We start from the raw sequence: 17,046 nt of genomic DNA, 5'->3' as shown, positions 1-17,046 counted from the left end.
GGTCATTGCTGCAAAACAGGTTGAATATTATGAGCCAAAATCCGTTTATGGTCGGAACACTCGAACAACCGACAATCGTTGTCCGCACCGGTCAGGACCCGCAAAATCCGCATATTGGTCTGCTGACCATTGATGACTGGACAGTCAAATGCGCTATCGGCCGTAATGGTCTGATTGACCCGCAGCTGAAACGTGAAGGTGACGGAAAGACGCCACGCGGACGCCATCCGCTGCGCTATGGTTTTTACGATCCGGAAGTCTTCGGCGATGAACCGCGCAGCTTTGATTTTCCGTTTCTGCCGAAGCCGGAAAACTACCGCTGGGTTGAAGATGCTGATAGCCCTTTCTACAATCAGCTGGTTTTTGAAACCGATGACACACAACCGTCCCGTCGTGGCGAGCGTCTGTTTGACCTGATTATTCCGGTTGGCTGGAATGATGCACTGCCGGAAGCGCGTGGTGGCTCGGCAATTTTCATGCATACGGCACGGCCTGATTACAGCGGCACCTCCGGTTGTGTGGTGGTCGCCCATGAGCATTTGATGGAACTGGCTCGTCGTGTCCGTCCGGGCATGGTGATTGATATTTCTTCGATCAATGATGTGGTGAAACCACTGACGCCTTTGGTGAACAATCCGCCGAAATCAATCGAAACTGTGACATTTCATGGTTTGAAACCGGGGCTGCGCCTGATTGTAACCGGCTCTGTTCATGGCAATGAGCCGTCCGGCCCTTATGCAATCAGCCGTCTGATCAGCGAATTCCGTAGCGGACAGCGAGAGCTGGAATGTGGTCAGGTGACTTTTGTGCCGGTGGTCAATGGTCTGGCCTTCCGCAATAATACCCGTATCGGTGACCGCAATTTCAACCGCAACTTGTCGGAAAGTGCAATCCCGCAGGATAATGAAGACCGTGTTGCCAATGTTATCTGCCCGCTGTTGCGCGCTCATGATGTGCTGATTGATCTGCATTCCTTCGGCTCGGAAGGTGAGGCGTTTGCGCTGTTTGGCCCGCGTGATAATCAGGGTGTGCTGGAGCCTTTTGTCCATGAAGCTGCCGAGAGCAAGCTGGCAAAAGCTATGAACCTGCCGCTGCTGGTGCATGGCTGGCTGCCTGCTCATGAGAAGGCGATTAAGCAAAAGCGTGAAGCCGGTGTAACAGAAGGCCTGTCATCGTTGCATGGTGTTGGCACGACAGAATATATGCGCTTTGCCGGTGGCTACGGTGTGACTGTTGAGTGCGGCCAGCATCTCGACCCGAATGGCCCGCAAATTGGTTATGATTGCGTAATCAATGGCATGGTCGCGCTTGGCATGATCAAAGATGCGCCGCAAAAGCCGAAATCGCTACGCGTATTGGAAATCTCCGAGGCTATTCTGGCGGATCATGATGATGATCAGTTGCTCAAGCGTTTTGTCACCGGTGAAGCGGTGAGCGAGGGGGAAGTCATCGGGAAGCGAGCGGATGGTCGTGATATTGTGATGCCTTATGACGGCGCCATTATTTTCGCCAGCCTGACCTCTCCGGCTCATAGTGAATTGTGTTTCCTGTGCAAGGTAAGTGATCGCTTGCAGGACTAAAATGATGCTGCACGCCTGTTTGTTTCGACAATGAACAGGCGTGCAGCCGATTTCTTGATGCATTTATAAGGTGTTTAAGCGGCTTCAAAGAATAGCCGTTTGCACGGGTCTTCTCAGTTTCAGCAGAACAATTTTACAGAAATGGTTTAAGTATGAAATTTCATGCTTGAATTATTTTTTGTTTTGTGGAGATATTTAGGTGTTTCCGTTAATAGAGAGCTGTTCGGAAACACAGGCGGGAGGAACGGGAATGCGCAACGGAGTGGCAGCACCGGTTTTACAAAACGGAATGGTCAAATCTGGCACCCGTAATTGGGAGCAGGCCTATTCCAATGTGAAGCATGTTGTGGATTCCGCGTCTTATCCCCCACTTTGGCATCAAAAATCCAGCCGGTTTCGTGAGGAGCTGCAAGCGCAGAACCGTTTTACTGCGGATGTGCGTTATGGTTCCGCAGAACGCAATCTTCTGGATCTGGTTTTACCGCAAGACCAGCCACGTGGCTTAATAATGTTTGTCCATGGCGGTTACTGGCTACGTTTCGATAAATCCTATTTCACACATTTGGCTCAAGGTGCTGTTGCGCACGGTTTTGCGGTGGCTATTCCGTCCTATACGCTGTGTCCGCAGGCCAGCATTCCGCAAATTACTTCTGAAATTGCAATGGCGATAATACAGGCCGCTTCGATGGTTGAAGGGCCATTGCATCTGGCAGGGCATTCTGCGGGCGGGCATCTGGTGGCACGGATGGCAACGACGACAACACCACTGAACCGCAGCTTGCAACAGCGCTTGCGCAAAATTGTGCCGATCTCGGCAGTGACGGATTTACGGCCATTGCTCAATCTTGAAATGAATAAAGATTTCAGGCTTGATCTGGAACAGGCACGTCTTGAAAGTCCGGTTTTGCAAGAACCTTTGGCAGGTACAGATATCACCACATGGGTCGGAGCAGAGGAGCTACCGGAATTCGTTCGTCAAAGCCGGGCGCTGGCGAATTTGTGGAGCGGCTTTGATGTCCGCATCGATCAGGTTGAGGAGCCTGATCGTCATCATATGAATATTCTGGACGGACTTGAACAGGCGGATCATCCGCTGACGCGTAAATTATTATGTCTTTAGAGTATTTCGCATTTTTGTGTTCGGAGTCTGAAAAGCAAGCTTGTAAGTCTTGGTAATTTATTATTGAACTACCCAATAACAATAATCACGAGGGAACACTGATGAAAAAACTGACACTTAGCCTGTCGACCGCCTGTTTCGGGCTCGGACTGGCACTTTCGCAGGCCGCGCAGGCCGAGCCGCTTAAAATCGGTATGATCACCACACTGTCCGGCGGCGGTGCAGGGCTTGGCATTGACAGCCGTGACGGCTTTCTGCTGGCGATCAAACAATCCGGCAATAAAGATGTCACTGTAATTGTTGAAGATGATGCACAAAAGCCTGAACTGGCGGTGCAGATCGCAGACAAAATGGTGCAGAGCGACAAGGTTGATATTTTGACCGGTATCGTCTGGTCCAATCTGGCTATGGCAGTGGTGCCGAGCGTTGTGGCGCAGGATAAAATCTACGTTTCCACCAATGCGGGGCCTTCGGCTTTGGCCGGTGCAAAATGCAATGCCAATTATTTTAATGCGGCCTATCAGAATGATAATCTGCATGAGGCTGTAGGCAATTATGCCAATACGGCAGGGTACAAAAAGAGCTTTATTCTTGCGCCGAATTATCCGGCAGGCACCGATGCTTTGACCGGCTATAAGCGCTTTTATAAAGGTGAGCTTGCCGGTGAAGTCTATACCAAAGTAGGCCAGACAGACTATGCCGCTGAAATCGCTCAGATCCGCGCCTCCGGTGCAGATTCCGTCTACTTCTTCCTGCCAGGTGGCATGGGAGTTGCCTTCATGAAGCAATATTCCCAGTCGGGTGTGACCATTCCGGTTACAGGACCAGGCTTCTCCTTTGATCAGGATGTGCTGGGCGCCATCGGCGATGCGGCACTGGGTGTAAAAAACTCGTCGCATTGGTCAAAAGACCTCGATAATGAGGCGAATAAAGCCTATGTCGAAGCCTTCAAAAAAGAATATGGCCGTCTGCCGTCGCTTTATGCAACACAGGGCTATGATGCGGCTAATCTGATCCTGTCCGCTGCTGCAAAAGCCAGCATCAATGACAAGGATACATTCCGCGCGGCAATGAAAGCTGCCGACTTCCAGTCGGTGCGTGGTAAATTCAAATTCGGTAATAATAATCATCCTATTCAGGATATTTATATGCGCGAAGTGATTAAAGAAGACGGTGTTCTGACCAATAAGATCGTGGCAACAAGCTTCACTGACCATCAGGATACTTACGCTAAAGATTGCAAACTTTAAGCATTGCAGGTTGTTGCAGCGGATAAAACCGCTGCAACAACCATCACGATCACCGCATTCCCTGCACAACAAGTGAAGCTGTATAGAACAGCTTACAGGTAGCTTTTGTGCAGATTTTATAAAAAGCACTCAACAGATCGGACGCGGTTTTGTCTTCTGCACTTTTTATTGAGCAGTTACTCAACGGGCTGCAATTCGGCATTATGCTGTTTCTTATGGCGGCCGGCCTGACCCTGATTTTCGGGGTCATGGGAGTTATCAATCTCGCTCATGGCTCGCTGTTTATGGTGGGGGCATTTGCCTGTGCTGTTGTGGCAACCGCAACCGGTTCTTTCTGGCTCGGATTGATCGCCAGTCTGATCGCGGCGGCCTGTGCCGGTGCCATTATGGAAATGGTGCTGATCCGCAGGCTTTATAACCGTAGCCATCTGGATCAGGTTCTGGCGACCTTCGCGCTGATTTTGATTTTCTCTGACGCTACACGTTGGATTTTTGGCTCTTTCCCGCTGTATCTGGATATTCCGCCATTGTTGCAGGGCTCAGTCACTTTGCCCGGCGGCTCACAATACCAGCTCTACAGGCTGGCGATTATTGCCGCGGGTATTATCGTCGCTGTCGGTCTTTATTTCCTGATTGCTAAGACACGCCTTGGTATGCGCATTCGTGCCGGTGAGGCTGATCGTGAAATGATCGGTGCATTGGGTGTTGATATTGCCAAGCTGAATACGATTGTCTTTGCACTCGGTGCAGCGCTGGCCGGCCTTGCCGGTGCCTTGGTGGGCGCTTTGCAGTCGGTGCAGGTCGGTATGGGCGAGCCGGTGCTGATCCTTGCCTTTGTGGTTATTGTTATCGGCGGCATCGGCTCGGTCAAAGGCGCGTTATATGGTGCCATTCTGGTCGGGGTGGTCGATACGATGGGACGCTTTCTGCTGCCCAAACTGTTCGCATTGTTTATGGAAACATCTCAGGCGGCAACGGTTGGCACCGCATTGGCATCCATGCTGATTTACATTGTTATGGCGATTATCCTCACCATGCGCCCACAGGGATTATTTGCTGCAAATGGCTGATTTCACAAAATATTCTTTGAGTAGTGCGAAAATTGCAGGCGGGGGACAAGGCCAATGAAACGCGAGATAGCTATCAGCCTGTTTTTTGCTTTGGCACTGCCTGTTGTTGCTCTGATTGCCAATCAGATGGGAGAGACATTTTATATTTCTCTCGTCACCCGCATTGCCATTCTGGCGCTTGCTGCCACCGGACTTAATCTGGTTCTGGGCTTAGGTGGTATGGTTTCTTTCGGCCATGCGGCTTTCTTTGGAATTGGCGGCTATGTTGCCGGTATTCTTGCAAGCCATGCATCGGACGGAACGGCAATTTTCAACTGGTTTTCCGGCAGCGATCAGATGCTGGTGATCTGGCCGGTAGCCATGCTGGTTGCCGGACTGATTGCCCTGCCGATCGGCATCATTAGTCTGCGGACGTCGGGCGTTTATTTCATTATGATAACGCTGGCCTTTGCGCAGATGATTTATTATTTCGCGATTTCATGGCCGGCATACGGTGGTGAAGATGGCCTGCCTCTGGCGATGCGTAATAGTTTCCCCGGTGTAAACACGCTGAAACCGCTGAGCTTCTTCCTGATCGCCTATGCCGTATTGATGGTCGTGTTGTTTCTGTTTTCACGGTTCCGTAATTCCCGTTTTGGTGCGGCTCTGGAAGGCGCACGACAGAATGAACTGCGTCTGTCATCGGTTGGCATCGCGCCACTGCGTATTCGTCTTGTAGCCTTTGTGCTCTCCGCAATGATCACAGCACTCGCTGGCGCATTATTTGTTGATCTCAATCGTTTTGTCAGCCCGTCGATGTTCTCATGGCACATGTCCGGCGAGCTGATCGTGCTGATTATTCTCGGTGGCACCGGTCGTTTGTTCGGGCCGTTCATCGGCGCTGTGCTCTATGTGCTGTTTGAATTTGCACTGGGTGGTATGGTCGAGCATTGGCAGCTCTTCTTTGGTCTGATTTTACTGGGTGTGGTGATGTTTGCACGCGGTGGTATTATCGGCCTCTTTGCAGGGAAACTCCGTCATGGCTGAACCAATTCTGGATATTCAAAATCTCTGCAAATGTTTCGGCGGGTTAAAGGCGACGGATGATGTCAGTGTGAGTTTGCGTAAAGGCGAAATTCACGCATTGATCGGCCCGAATGGTGCGGGAAAATCGACACTGATCGGGCAGATTGCCGGAACCATTAAACATGACGGCGGCACAATCCGTTTTGACGGGCAGGATGTCGGACAATTGCGCGTAACACAACGTGCCCAACTGGGCTTGGGGCGCACTTTTCAGGTCTCATCACTGATGCCGGAATTCTCTGCGCTGCGCAACGTCATGCTGGCTTTGCAGGCACGGCAGGGCTCGAGTTTTCGTTTCTGGAAACCGGTAATGAAAGATGCAGGCTTGAGAGATGAGGCCTCGGCTATTCTTGAGCGTATGCGCCTAGCAGAGCGGATGCATATTACCAGTGCTGAGCTGTCGCATGGTGAACGCCGTCAGCTTGAAATTGCGATTGCATTGGCGCTGCGTTCCAAAGCACTGCTGCTGGATGAACCTATGGCAGGTATGGGGCCTGAAGGCTCCAAGCAACTGACCGGCTTTTTGGATGCTCTGCGTGAAGAAGTGCCGGTTTTGCTGGTTGAACACGATATGGATGCCGTTTTTGCGCTGGCCGACCGTATTTCTGTGCTGGTTTATGGCCGTGTAGTTGCCAGCGGAACAGTTGCGGAAATCCGCAGTAATCCGCTGGTGCGTGAAGCCTATCTCGGGGAGGCTGTCTGATGTTGCTGGAACTCAATCAGGTTGAAACATTTTACGGCTCGTCGCAGGCACTTTTTGGTATTGATCTGCAAGTTAGCAAAGGCGAAGTCGTTGCTCTGATGGGGCGCAATGGTATGGGAAAAACCACATCCATCCGCTCTGTGTTCGGATTAACACCGCTGCGGCGTGGTAAAATCAGCTTTATGGGGCGCGATATTTCCGCAATGCCGCCTTACCGTATTGCACGGCTTGGCCTCGGGCTTGTACCGGAAGGGCGGCGTTGTTTCCCTAATCTGACTGTCGTGGAAAATCTGCTGACTTCAGCCCGCAAAGGCGAGTGGACGCTTGAAGCGGTGAATGAATTATTCCCGCGACTGAAAGAGCGTAGTCAACAACAGGCGAATACTCTGTCAGGTGGCGAGCAACAAATGCTTGCAGTCGGACGGGCATTGATGACCAATCCGGAACTGATTGTGCTGGATGAGGCTACTGAAGGTCTGGCACCGGTGATCCGGCAGGAAATCTGGAAAGCTGTGCGGGAGCTGAAGCGCCGCGGGCAATCCATTCTGGTTGTCGATAAAACCCTGTCGGAACTGCTACCGGTTGCGGATCGTTGTGTGATTTTGGAACGCGGGCGCACAGTATGGCAAGGTAAACCCGATACACTGACTGCGGAATTACAGGATCAGTATCTCGGCGTTTAATAGTGTAAGTTGTGGTTTTCTATCGTTAAACTATTAAGCAGTTGGAAGATGCTATAGCTTTGGCTATAGATTGCCAATGACTGATTATATTCGCCCAGAGCTCACAACACCCGATGGCCATAAAAAAGTATTGTTGCACTCTTGTTGTGCACCATGCTCCGGTGAAGTCATGGAAGCCATGACTGCGTCTGGTGTGGATTATACGATCTTCTTCTACAATCCGAATATTCATCCGGAACGGGAATATTTGCTGCGTAAAGACGAGAATATCCGTTTCGCAGAAAAGCATAATGTGCCGTTTATCGATGTCGATTATGACAAGGAAAACTGGTTTGCCCGTGCGCGCGGCATGGAATGGGAACCGGAGCGCGGTATCCGCTGCACCATGTGTTTTGATATGCGTTTTGAGCGTACTGCGCTTTATGCTTATGAAAACGGTTTTCCGGTGATTACCTCATCACTGAGCATTTCCCGCTGGAAAGACCTGCAACAGATTAATGGCTGTGGTGTGCGGGCGGCTAATCGCTATGAGGGCATCACGTTCTGGGAATATAACTGGCGCAAAGCCGGTGGCTCTGCCCGTATGATTGAAATCAGCAAGCGGGAAGAATTTTATCAGCAGGAATATTGCGGCTGTGTTTATTCCCTGCGCGATACCAATATGTCCCGCCGTGAGCGTGGCCGCGAGCCGATCGAACTGGGCAAAAACTATTATGGCAAAGAGAACAATGATGCGGAGTCATAATTTACTGTTTTCCTGATGAAATATTGATGACGTCTCTTGAAAAGCCGTATTCTGAAACCCAAGTGCCAATCTTGATCAATCAGGAGGCTCTCATTAATGCTTTGCCCTATCGATAATACCGAGCTTGTCATGTCTGACCGGCAGGGAATTGAAATCGACTATTGCCCGAAATGCCGGGGTGTCTGGCTGGATCGCGGCGAACTGGACAAGATTATTGAGCGTTCCGTGCCTGCCGAGCCGGTGCGTACGGCGAGCAGGGACGAACAGCGTTCCGACGAACGTTCCCGTGACCGTGATCATGATCGCGACCGCAGTGATTATGATGATTACGGCCATGGTAAGCCATATCGGAAAAAGAAGTCATTGCTGGGTGAACTCTTCGACTTCTGATCCTAAGAGATAACTTTTTAAAGCCCGTGTTGGAATCACCAGTACGGGCTTTTTTGTTTTTAACATTATAAGCGGCATTGCCTGCACCGTCCGGCGCCTCTGACTGGTCGCATTTCAAAAGAGGTGGCCGGATTTTCTCTTGCTTTTACAAGAGGACATTAATTTTGTTCTGTACTTCTAAACTTAAGAAAAAGCAGTTGTCGTCTGCGTTTTTGCATTGTCGGAAATAACGGTTTCGTGTAAAAGGTGACTGTAATTGACATATTTCCTATGCTTTGCTTAGACCTCTGCTTTTGCTGAATTGGTGATTGTTCCGGCCCAGGCATCTTTATTGTTGCACAGGCGCCTGCGTCTGTACGCGTTTAAACGACACTGAGAGCACGCCGATGTTGGCACCGTTTTTGATTATGTTGCGTGAGGGGCTGGAAGCTGCTCTTCTCACAAGTATTATTGCTTCTTATCTGAACAAGACCGGACGATCTTCCTATATGCCTGCCGTCTGGGTTGGTATTTTTCTGGCAATCGCTTTGTCCTTTCTGGCTGGAGCTGCATTGCAGATCATCAGTGCAGAATTCCCGCAAAAAATGCAGGAATTGTTTGAGGCCGTCGTCGGCTTTGTTGCGGTGATTGTGCTGATGTCCATGGTGTTATGGATGAAAAAAGCCGCCCGCTCTCTCAAAGATGAATTGCAGCATTCTGTTGAGCATGCGCTGGCTGCCAAATCGGCGACATGGGCGCTGATCGGTATGGTGTTCTTCTCGGTAGCGCGTGAAGGGCTGGAATCCGTATTCTTCCTGCTGGCGATTTTCCAGCAGAGTGAAGGCTATGCAGCGCCGCTCGGAGCTTTTTTAGGAATTGCCGTATCCGTTGTCCTCGGTTTCCTGATTTATCACGGAGGCTTACGTCTCAATCTGCGTCTGTTTTTCCGCTGCACGGGTATCCTGATTATTTTCGTTGCAGCCGGTCTGCTTTCCGGCGCCTTGCGCAGTTTGCATGAGGCGGGCATCTGGAATTATCTGCAGGCACCGGCATGGGATCTGAGCCATGTACTGCCATTGTCCTCACCGTTGGGCACCGTGATGTCAGGCCTGCTAGGTTATCACGATACACCAGCGGTTGGTGAAGTTGCGATCTATTTCATCGTCTTGTTTGCAGCCTTGGCGATTTATCTGCGGCCATTGCCTGTTCAAAAACCAGTCAGTGCGTAAGAGGCTATTATGAGTAAAAATCAATCCTCACAGTCCTCTGGCCTAATGAAACTTGCGGTTGCGGGCTCGGCTGTTCTGGCCGTCGCTGCCGGTGGTTTGTTCTATTATGCCACCATTACCAAGAAATCTGCCGGTGATGAGAAACTGATCCCGATTGAGGTTGGTGCCAAAGCCTGCGATCCGATGAATCTGACACTGCCTTCCGGCTTTCATAGCTTTGAAATTCATAACCGTTCTGACCGCCCTGTTGAGTGGGAAATTCTTGACGGCGTGATGGTGGTGGAAGAGCGGGAAAACATTATTCCCGGTATGAAATCCATTCTTCGTGCGCAATTGTTTCCGGGGGAATATGAAATTACCTGCGGATTGCTCTCCAACCCGCGCGGCAAGCTGACTGTAACACCATCTGAACATTCCGAAGCCTCTGCTGCGGCAAAGCCTGATACCCGTGCTTTCATCGGTATGTTGTCGGAGTATAAAGTGTTTCTCGCCATGCAGAGCAATGCCATGCTGAAAGGGGCAGAAACACTGCAAGCCGCAATCGAGGCCGGTGATCTGGAAGCAGCACGCACCGCCTATCTGCAGGCACGTGCACCTTATAAACGTATCGAAGTCATTGGCGGACGTTTTGCCGATCTGGCAGCAAAGATTGATCCTGTTGCCACCTATCTTGAAAAGCGTGAAGATGATCCGGCATTTACCGGTTTCCATCGCATTGAATCCGGCCTCTGGGGTGCGAATAGTACGGACGGACTGGCGCCTTTCGCAAGCCAGCTCACCATTGACCTGAGCACGCTGAAAGACCGTCTGAAGGCTGCGAAACTGACGCCGGATATGCTGTTGCGTAACACCAGCTCTTTCCTCAATCAGCAGGCTGAGGGGCAGATTTTAAGCGGTGATAACGCTTATTCCCATCTCGACCTGACAGATATCAGCGCCAAACTTGATGGCGTGGAAAAGACGCTGAACCTGTTACAACCGCTGAGTGAAAAACCGGCGGCTGATGAAACAAAGGCTGTGATGGCTGCTTTGCACGAACTGCGCAGTGATCTCGCTAGCCTCTCTGCAGGTGAAACTACACGTTCCTATACAGATATTGATGACGGCGCCCGTAAAGCGCTGGCAGAGAAGGCGAAAGCCTTGAGCACTGCCATCAGCAAACTTGCCGCTGCAATCGGACTGGAGTGAATGATGACCAAGGAAACGGATAAGTGCCCCTCCGCAAATCGTCGTAATGTGCTGAAAGGTCTGGGGCTGGCTCTGGGCGGCAGCGTTGCAGGGAATGTCACCGGTGCATTTGCCAAGACACCGGCAGCGCCGCAAACGGTTGAGCATCATGTGACTGATGCACCGGTGGGCAGTAACGGTTTCCATCAGCGCCAGCCTTTTTATGGCATTCATCAGTCAGGCATTACCAATGCGCGTCCGGCACATGGTCTGATCGCATCGTTTGATGTGCTGGTGAAAACGCCAGATGATCTGGAGCGCCTGTTCCGCACGCTCACGCTGCGTATCGCCTTTCTTACGCAGGGCGGCACACCGCCGGAACTTGACCCGAAACTGCCGCCTGCGGATTCCGGTATTATCGGCCCTGAAATCCGGCCGGATAATCTGACGATGACAGTAGGGCTTGGTGACAGCCTGTTCGAGCATCATCCGTGGTTGCAGCCGCATAAGCCGAAACTGTTGCAACGTATGACCAAGTTTCCGAATGATGCACTGGTCGCTGATCTGTGCCACGGTGATCTGTCGCTGCAATTTTGTGCTAATACGCCAGACACCAATATTCACGCCTTGCGCGATATTCTCAAAACCATGTCTGACCTGATGTTCCTGCGCTGGAAACAGGAAGGCAATGTACCGGTGATCCCGCCGTCACCGGATGGTGAGGTGGAAAGTGCGCGGAACTTCTTAGGATTCCGTGATGGTTCTGCCAATCCTGATGCCGGTGACAAGAACCTGATGAACCAGCTGGTCTGGGTGGGAGAGGCGCATCAGGAACCGGAATGGGCGGTGAATGGTTCCTATCAGGCAGTACGCATCATCCGTAATTTTGTTGAGCGCTGGGATCGCACACCACTGCAGGAGCAGGAACTGATTTTCGGCCGTAAAAAAAATTCCGGTGCGCCGCTCGACGGCACCAAAGAAAGTCAGGTTCCAGATTACAGCAAAGATCCAAAGGGCAAGGTCACGCCGATGGATGCCCATATCCGTCTGGCCAATGACCGTAGCCATGCCACGCAGAAGAATCTCATTCTGCGCCGTCCGTTCAATTATTCGAATGGCGTCACCAAGTCCGGCCAGCTTGATCAGGGGCTGCTTTTCATCTGCTATCAGGCCGATCTGGAACAGGGCTTTATCGCTGTGCAGCGCAAGCTTGATGGTGAACCGCTGGAAGAATACATCAAGCCGGTCGGTGGCGGATATTTCTATATTTTGCCGGGTGCCGTGAGCGAAAAAGATTATCTCGGCAGCACTCTGGTAGAGGCAATCCGCAAGCATCCGGATAACAAAGTTTAACCCACAGCCGTTTGCAAAAACGGTTGCAATACTAAAAACATGAAGCGTATCAGAAGGACGTCTGTAATGAAGTTTGGATCTTTACTTGCCGCCTCGGTGCTTGCCTCTTGCCTGTCTTTTCAGGCTTTTGCGCAAGATACCACCTATGACCTCGTTGAACCGCTGGCAGAATATAAAATCTATGTCAGTGAAAAAGCACAGAAGCTGGAAGAAGACACCAAGGTCTTTACCGATGCTGTTAAAGCCGGTGACGTAGAAAAAGCGAAGTCGCTTTTTGGTTCCACCCGCCTGAGCTATGAAGCCATTGAGCCGATTGCGGAGCTGTTCAGCGATCTGGACGTTGCAATCGACAGCCGCGCTGACGACTGGGAAAAGGCCGAGCAGGATCCGGGTTTCACCGGTTTCCACCGTATTGAATACGGTCTGTGGGAAAAGAACTCGACAGAAGAGCTGACACCGGTTGCTGACAAGCTGATGGCCGATGTGAGCGAGTTGAACAAGCGTATTGCTGATCTGACTTTCCCGCCGGAAAAAGTTGTTGGCGGCGCAGCGGTGCTGATGGAAGAAGTGGCAGCGACCAAAATCTCCGGTGAAGAAGATCGTTACAGCCACACAGACCTTTGGGATTTCAAAGGTAACTTTGACGGTTCCCGCAAGATTTTTGATCTGGTACGCCCGCTGATCGAAGCAAAGGAAGCGGAATTCACCAAGAAAGTGGATGAGAACTTCAATACTGTTTCGCAGACCCTTGATAAATACAAGGAAGGCGATGGCTATCAGAGCTATGACAAGCTGACTGAAGCTGACCGCAAAGTGCTTTCCATTGCTGTGAATACACTGGCGGAAGATCTTTCCACACTGCGTGGTAAACTCGGTCTGAACTGATCGCGCATAATTTAAAAAACGCCCGATATCAGACATGATATCGGGCGTTTTTTATTTGCACTGACTGATTTTGATCGGCTGTTCAGCGGTTATGCCAAGTTCATGGCATGTATCATTGGCGCAGAGTTTCCAGCCGCTGACAGTCTTGCCGGATGCCGCCAGCACAATCTCTTCGCGCGGCGGAATTTTCGGCACATAATGATACCAGCCATCCCGCAAAATTGCATCTTCCGGCGGTTCCATACCAGCACCGGAACCCTGTATGCGGGCCTCGGTCAGCACAAAACCTGCCGGTGTAATCTGCCAGTCTTCCTGCCACGGTATTTTCTCGACGCTATGCGTCCATTGCAGCATGAAAGAGGTGGTTGCTATCCGCAGCACACCGGCTGTGGATAGCGCACACAATGCCATCAGGCGGCTTTCAGTTGCGGTTCTCTGGTATTCCACCAGTGCCACAGCAGGAACGCTATACAGGCTGCAAAGCCGATCTCATCACTCAGCGGATAAGTTGCCAGCATCATTGCGGCTGCTGCAAATGCCCAGATACGTTCCCAGATCTTGAGATGTCCGCGCAGGAAGCCGATTGCTGCGGCACCCCACATGACAATGCTGAGCAGAGCCTTGCCGATCATGTAGGCGACAGCAGGCCAGAAGCCCATGCTTTCCGCCAACGGGCCGCCATCCTGCAACATGATGACCGGTGCATAAACCGCCATGAACGGCACCGCAAAACCGGCTACGGCAATACGCACGGCCTGCATGCCGATTTTCATACCGGACTCTTTGGCAATCGGGGCAGCAGCAAATGCAGCCAGAGCTACAGGTGGTGTCAGGTCGGCCATAATTCCGAAATAGAACACGAACATATGCGACACCAGCAGGGGCACATCCAGCATCAGCAATGCAGGACCTGCGATCGACGAGGTGATAATATAGTTCGGGATTGTCGGGATACCCATGCCGAGGATCAGACAGGTAATCATTGTCAGCACGAGCGACAGGAACAGCGAATTTTCACCCACGCTAACAATCACACGCGCAAAGCTTGATCCGGCACCGGTAAGCGCCAGCACGCCGATGATGACGCCAACAAGCGCACAAGCCACGCCAACGGGCAGCGCATTCTTGGCACCTTCCGCAAGGCTTTCAAGGCAGAGACGCAGGGTCTCACGACCGCCACGCAGCACGAAATTGACCAGAACCAGTGCCGTAATCAGCAGCAGGATCAGAGTAATGCCGCGGATTTCAAGGCCTAAAATATTGAAGCTGGTGCCGAAAGCTGCAGCGGACATCAGACCCAGCGCGACCCAAAACAACACGCGTACGGCCATCGGCATATTGGCAGAGACCGGAACACCGAGAATGATCAGCGCGGTCAGCCCCATGCCCACGGTTCCGGCGAACAGTGGCGTATAGCCGGAGAACAGCAGCCAGACGAGTGCCACAAGCGGCAGGATCAGATACCAGTGCTTACGCAAGGCGCCGAGCGCACTTGGCAACTCAGCTTTTGACAGGCCTTTCAGGCCAAGACGACCGGCCTCCAGATGCACCATGATAAATACGGTGACGAAGTAGAGGATTGCCGGAACAATCGCTGCTTTCACGATTTCCAGATATGGCAGGCCGAGCGTTTCCGCCATGATGAAGGCAACAGCGCCCATCACCGGTGGCATAATCTGTCCGCCCATTGAGGCAACCGCTTCCACGCCACCAGCAAAGGCCGGTTTGAAGCCGGAGCGTTTCATCAGTGGGATGGTGAAGGCACCGGTAGTGACCACATTGGCCACACCGGAACCGTTGATGGTGCCCATCAGAGCGGAGGAGATCACCGAGACTTTAGCAGGGCCGCCGCGCGATGAGCCGACTGTGCCCATGGCGACATCATTGAACAACTGGATCATGCCTGCGCGTTCAAGAAACGCACCGAACAGGATGAACAGAAAAATATAGCTGGATGAGACGTAAATCGGCGTGCCGTAAATACCTTCTGTTCCCAAAAACAGGACTTCGACAACCTGTTCGAAATCATAACCGCGATGATTGAGCGGTGAAGGCAGATATTGGCCGAACAGCCCGTATAATAAGAAAATCGCGCAGATTAACGGCAGCGTCCAGCCCATCATGCGCTGCCCTGCCCAGAATACCAGACCAACTGCCAATATGCCGATAACGATATCCTGCATCTCCGGTTCACCGGCGCGGATGATCAGATCATTATAGAATACCCAGTGATAGAAGCTTACAGCAAAGGCCAATATGGCTGTTGACCACATCAACAGTTTTTTAAAAGAACCCTGTGGTGCCGCATTGGCATAAAGTCCGAATAATAACAGCAGCAAAAAGCCGACATGAACGGAGCGTACGACCTGACTTGGCAGCGGCGAATAGGCCGCTGTCCAGAGCTGGAATACGGAAAAAGCGACGGCAATAGCAAACAGCACACGGGCACCGGAGCTGACGCCCCAACCCGGAATGTGCTCGGCTGATTCAACCGCATTGGTTTCTGATGAAGACATGAATTTAAAACCGCGTAAAATGATATCAATAAGCGCAGAAGGCAGCCGCACTACCCGTTTTAGCAACAGATAATGCGGCGCTCATAATTTGCTTCAGACGGGTGTCCCCGCAATTAAGGCGTTGTTATTAAATGCCTTTTTCTTTGTAGTAACGCATTGCACCCGGATGGATCGGGGTCGGGGAAACAATGGTGTTTTTATCAAGCTTGATCATTTTTGCAGCGGAATGTGCCGCAGCCAGCTGGTCGAGATTTTCGAACAGGCCTTTAGTCATCTGATAGACCAGTTCTTCATCCATGTCCGGGCGCACGATCAGGTAATTGATCACCGATGCGGTAGTTACGTCTTTGTCCTGACCGCTATAGGTATTGGCCGGAATTGTGTTGACAAGATATGGCGCACCGATCTTCTCGATAATATCGGCAGGGACTTCTACCACATTGATTTCAACCGCATTAGCCAGATCGCGCAGCGATGCGACGCCAAGACCGGAGGATTGCAAAGTGGCATCCAGTTGGCGGTTTTTCATCAGTTCAACGGATTCTGCGAATGGCAGATATTCCACCTTGCCCAGATCGTCATAGGACAGACCGGCGGCATGAAGAATGGTTTTCGCATTCAGCTCGGTGCCGGATTTTGGCGCGCCAACAGAGAGACGTTTGCCCTTCAGGTCAGCCAGTGTTTTGATGCCGGACTCTTTGGAAGCAACGATCTGCACATAATTCGGATAGATTGCAGCGAGGGTGCTGATATTTTCCAGTTTCTTTTTGAAACCGGCCTCTTCATTGCCTTCCCATGCGTCACGCAGGGAGTCACCCAGTGTAAAGCCAAGTTCACCGCGCCCGCTATTGATCAGATTGATATTTTCAATCGAAGCTTTGGTTGCCTGTACAGACGGGCGGGCATTCGGAATGCCGGAATAAATTTTCTCAAGCGCTACACCCATCGGATAATAAACACCGCTCGTGCCGCCGGTCAGAATATTGATAAAATCCTGTGCTTTGGCTTCTGCCGCAGCAAATGTCATTGTGACGGCTGCAAACGCCGACAAAAGTGTCTTTTTACCCAAATATCCCATAGAATCCTCCATATTCATTTCAGGCCGGTTCTCCCGCAAAATCAGCTGGTTAAGCTATCTGCACCGGTTCTGTTTCTGCACTGATAATCTCAAAGCAGTTATCAACAATCATTGCGAAGATTGCTCGTCCTCGTGAAAAAATGTAATGCCTCTAAAGTATTAGATTCATTACATTACATGAAAATGCTGATCGCAATTCAGGCGTGATCTTTTATGAACTTGGCTGTCTGTGC

The 17,046-nt window shown here is 51.3% G+C and carries 16 protein-coding genes; 13 read left to right on the top strand and 3 right to left on the bottom strand.

From position 1 onward, the window contains the following. The first annotated feature begins 29 nt into the window (after window positions 1–29). The 13 genes from DFR47_RS10935 (at window position 30) to efeO (DFR47_RS10875) (ending at window position 13,219) form a co-directional block, all read left to right on the top strand. Entirely contained in the window at window positions 30–1,580 is a 1,551-nt protein-coding gene (locus DFR47_RS10935) for a L,D-transpeptidase family protein (protein ID WP_113944428.1), read from the top strand. A 250-nt stretch (window positions 1,581–1,830) separates the two neighbouring features. Next, window positions 1,831–2,700, top strand: coding sequence for an alpha/beta hydrolase (locus tag DFR47_RS10930; protein ID WP_245416534.1), 870 nt, complete (start codon window positions 1,831–1,833; stop codon window positions 2,698–2,700). A gap of 101 nt (window positions 2,701–2,801) precedes the next feature. Further along, complete coding sequence (locus DFR47_RS10925; RefSeq protein ID WP_113944427.1) at window positions 2,802–3,950, top strand: ABC transporter substrate-binding protein; 1,149 nt, start codon at window positions 2,802–2,804, stop codon at window positions 3,948–3,950. Between the two features lie 149 nt (window positions 3,951–4,099). After that, window positions 4,100–5,020, top strand: a complete 921-nt coding sequence (locus DFR47_RS10920) for a branched-chain amino acid ABC transporter permease (protein WP_113944426.1) — start codon at window positions 4,100–4,102, stop codon at window positions 5,018–5,020. 54 nt (window positions 5,021–5,074) lie between these two features. After that, entirely contained in the window at window positions 5,075–6,046 is a 972-nt protein-coding gene (locus DFR47_RS10915; RefSeq protein WP_113944425.1) for a branched-chain amino acid ABC transporter permease, read from the top strand. After that, window positions 6,039–6,788 carry an ABC transporter ATP-binding protein gene (locus tag DFR47_RS10910; protein WP_113944424.1) on the top strand — a complete coding sequence of 250 codons (750 nt, stop codon included), beginning with the start codon at window positions 6,039–6,041 and terminating at the stop codon, window positions 6,786–6,788. Before DFR47_RS10915 ends, DFR47_RS10910 begins: the two co-directional genes overlap by 8 nt. Beyond that, complete coding sequence (locus DFR47_RS10905; protein WP_374788375.1) at window positions 6,788–7,471, top strand: ABC transporter ATP-binding protein; 684 nt, start codon at window positions 6,788–6,790, stop codon at window positions 7,469–7,471. The genes DFR47_RS10910 and DFR47_RS10905 overlap by 1 nt, the downstream gene beginning before the upstream one ends. 76 nt (window positions 7,472–7,547) lie before the next feature. Continuing rightward, complete coding sequence (locus DFR47_RS10900; protein ID WP_113944526.1) at window positions 7,548–8,216, top strand: epoxyqueuosine reductase QueH; 669 nt, start codon at window positions 7,548–7,550, stop codon at window positions 8,214–8,216. A 96-nt stretch (window positions 8,217–8,312) separates the two neighbouring features. Further along, complete coding sequence (locus tag DFR47_RS10895; RefSeq protein ID WP_113944423.1) at window positions 8,313–8,606, top strand: TFIIB-type zinc ribbon-containing protein; 294 nt, start codon at window positions 8,313–8,315, stop codon at window positions 8,604–8,606. 386 nt (window positions 8,607–8,992) lie between these two features. Beyond that, a complete protein-coding gene (efeU, locus tag DFR47_RS10890) occupies window positions 8,993–9,814 on the top strand; it encodes an iron uptake transporter permease EfeU (RefSeq protein ID WP_113944422.1) in 822 nt (273 codons plus the stop codon). Window positions 9,815–9,823: 9 nt separating this feature from the next. Continuing rightward, window positions 9,824–11,002 carry an iron uptake system protein EfeO gene (gene efeO / locus DFR47_RS10885; protein ID WP_113944421.1) on the top strand — a complete coding sequence of 393 codons (1,179 nt, stop codon included), beginning with the start codon at window positions 9,824–9,826 and terminating at the stop codon, window positions 11,000–11,002. A 3-nt stretch (window positions 11,003–11,005) separates the two neighbouring features. Further along, window positions 11,006–12,334 (top strand): iron uptake transporter deferrochelatase/peroxidase subunit, encoded by a 1,329-nt coding sequence (gene efeB, locus DFR47_RS10880; protein ID WP_374788374.1) that lies wholly within the window; start codon window positions 11,006–11,008, stop codon window positions 12,332–12,334. Window positions 12,335–12,400: 66 nt separating this feature from the next. Further along, on the top strand, window positions 12,401–13,219 hold the full coding sequence (gene efeO, locus DFR47_RS10875; protein WP_113944419.1) for an iron uptake system protein EfeO: 819 nt from the start codon (window positions 12,401–12,403) through the stop codon (window positions 13,217–13,219). A gap of 51 nt (window positions 13,220–13,270) precedes the next feature. On the opposite strand, the gene DFR47_RS10870 is transcribed toward efeO (DFR47_RS10875), so the two are convergent. The 3 genes from DFR47_RS10870 to DFR47_RS10860 all read right to left on the bottom strand — a co-directional run bounded on the left by DFR47_RS10870 (window position 13,271) and on the right by DFR47_RS10860 (window position 16,813). Beyond that, window positions 13,271–13,666 carry a DUF1850 domain-containing protein gene (locus tag DFR47_RS10870; protein WP_342633967.1) on the bottom strand — a complete coding sequence of 132 codons (396 nt, stop codon included), beginning with the start codon at window positions 13,664–13,666 and terminating at the stop codon, window positions 13,271–13,273. Then, on the bottom strand, window positions 13,630–15,735 hold the full coding sequence (locus tag DFR47_RS10865) for a TRAP transporter permease (protein WP_113944525.1): 2,106 nt from the start codon (window positions 15,733–15,735) through the stop codon (window positions 13,630–13,632). Before DFR47_RS10865 ends, DFR47_RS10870 begins: the two co-directional genes overlap by 37 nt. 127 nt (window positions 15,736–15,862) lie before the next feature. Beyond that, window positions 15,863–16,813 (bottom strand): TAXI family TRAP transporter solute-binding subunit, encoded by a 951-nt coding sequence (locus DFR47_RS10860; RefSeq protein WP_113944524.1) that lies wholly within the window; start codon window positions 16,811–16,813, stop codon window positions 15,863–15,865. Window positions 16,814–17,046 lie beyond the last annotated feature (233 nt).

The organism is Pseudochrobactrum asaccharolyticum, from assembly GCF_003314995.1.
Taxonomy (GTDB): Bacteria; Pseudomonadota; Alphaproteobacteria; order Rhizobiales; family Rhizobiaceae; genus Pseudochrobactrum; species Pseudochrobactrum asaccharolyticum.
The sequence above is the reverse complement of the archived record's forward strand: the minus strand, read 5'-3'. Positions and strand labels throughout refer to the sequence as shown.

Coding starts and splice junctions, on each gene's coding strand:
- DFR47_RS10895 (WP_113944423.1), top strand. CDS start 8,313: ATGCTTTGCCCTATCGATAATACCGAGCTTGTCATGTCTGACCGGCAG.
- efeU (WP_113944422.1), top strand. CDS start 8,993: ATGTTGGCACCGTTTTTGATTATGTTGCGTGAGGGGCTGGAAGCTGCT.
- DFR47_RS10925 (WP_113944427.1), top strand. CDS start 2,802: ATGAAAAAACTGACACTTAGCCTGTCGACCGCCTGTTTCGGGCTCGGA.
- efeB (WP_374788374.1), top strand. CDS start 11,006: ATGACCAAGGAAACGGATAAGTGCCCCTCCGCAAATCGTCGTAATGTG.
- DFR47_RS10915 (WP_113944425.1), top strand. CDS start 5,075: ATGAAACGCGAGATAGCTATCAGCCTGTTTTTTGCTTTGGCACTGCCT.
- efeO (WP_113944419.1), top strand. CDS start 12,401: ATGAAGTTTGGATCTTTACTTGCCGCCTCGGTGCTTGCCTCTTGCCTG.
- DFR47_RS10935 (WP_113944428.1), top strand. CDS start 30: ATGAGCCAAAATCCGTTTATGGTCGGAACACTCGAACAACCGACAATC.
- DFR47_RS10905 (WP_374788375.1), top strand. CDS start 6,788: ATGTTGCTGGAACTCAATCAGGTTGAAACATTTTACGGCTCGTCGCAG.
- DFR47_RS10865 (WP_113944525.1), bottom strand. CDS start 15,735: ATGTCTTCATCAGAAACCAATGCGGTTGAATCAGCCGAGCACATTCCG.
- efeO (WP_113944421.1), top strand. CDS start 9,824: ATGAGTAAAAATCAATCCTCACAGTCCTCTGGCCTAATGAAACTTGCG.
- DFR47_RS10930 (WP_245416534.1), top strand. CDS start 1,831: ATGCGCAACGGAGTGGCAGCACCGGTTTTACAAAACGGAATGGTCAAA.
- DFR47_RS10910 (WP_113944424.1), top strand. CDS start 6,039: ATGGCTGAACCAATTCTGGATATTCAAAATCTCTGCAAATGTTTCGGC.
- DFR47_RS10860 (WP_113944524.1), bottom strand. CDS start 16,813: ATGGGATATTTGGGTAAAAAGACACTTTTGTCGGCGTTTGCAGCCGTC.
- DFR47_RS10900 (WP_113944526.1), top strand. CDS start 7,548: ATGACTGATTATATTCGCCCAGAGCTCACAACACCCGATGGCCATAAA.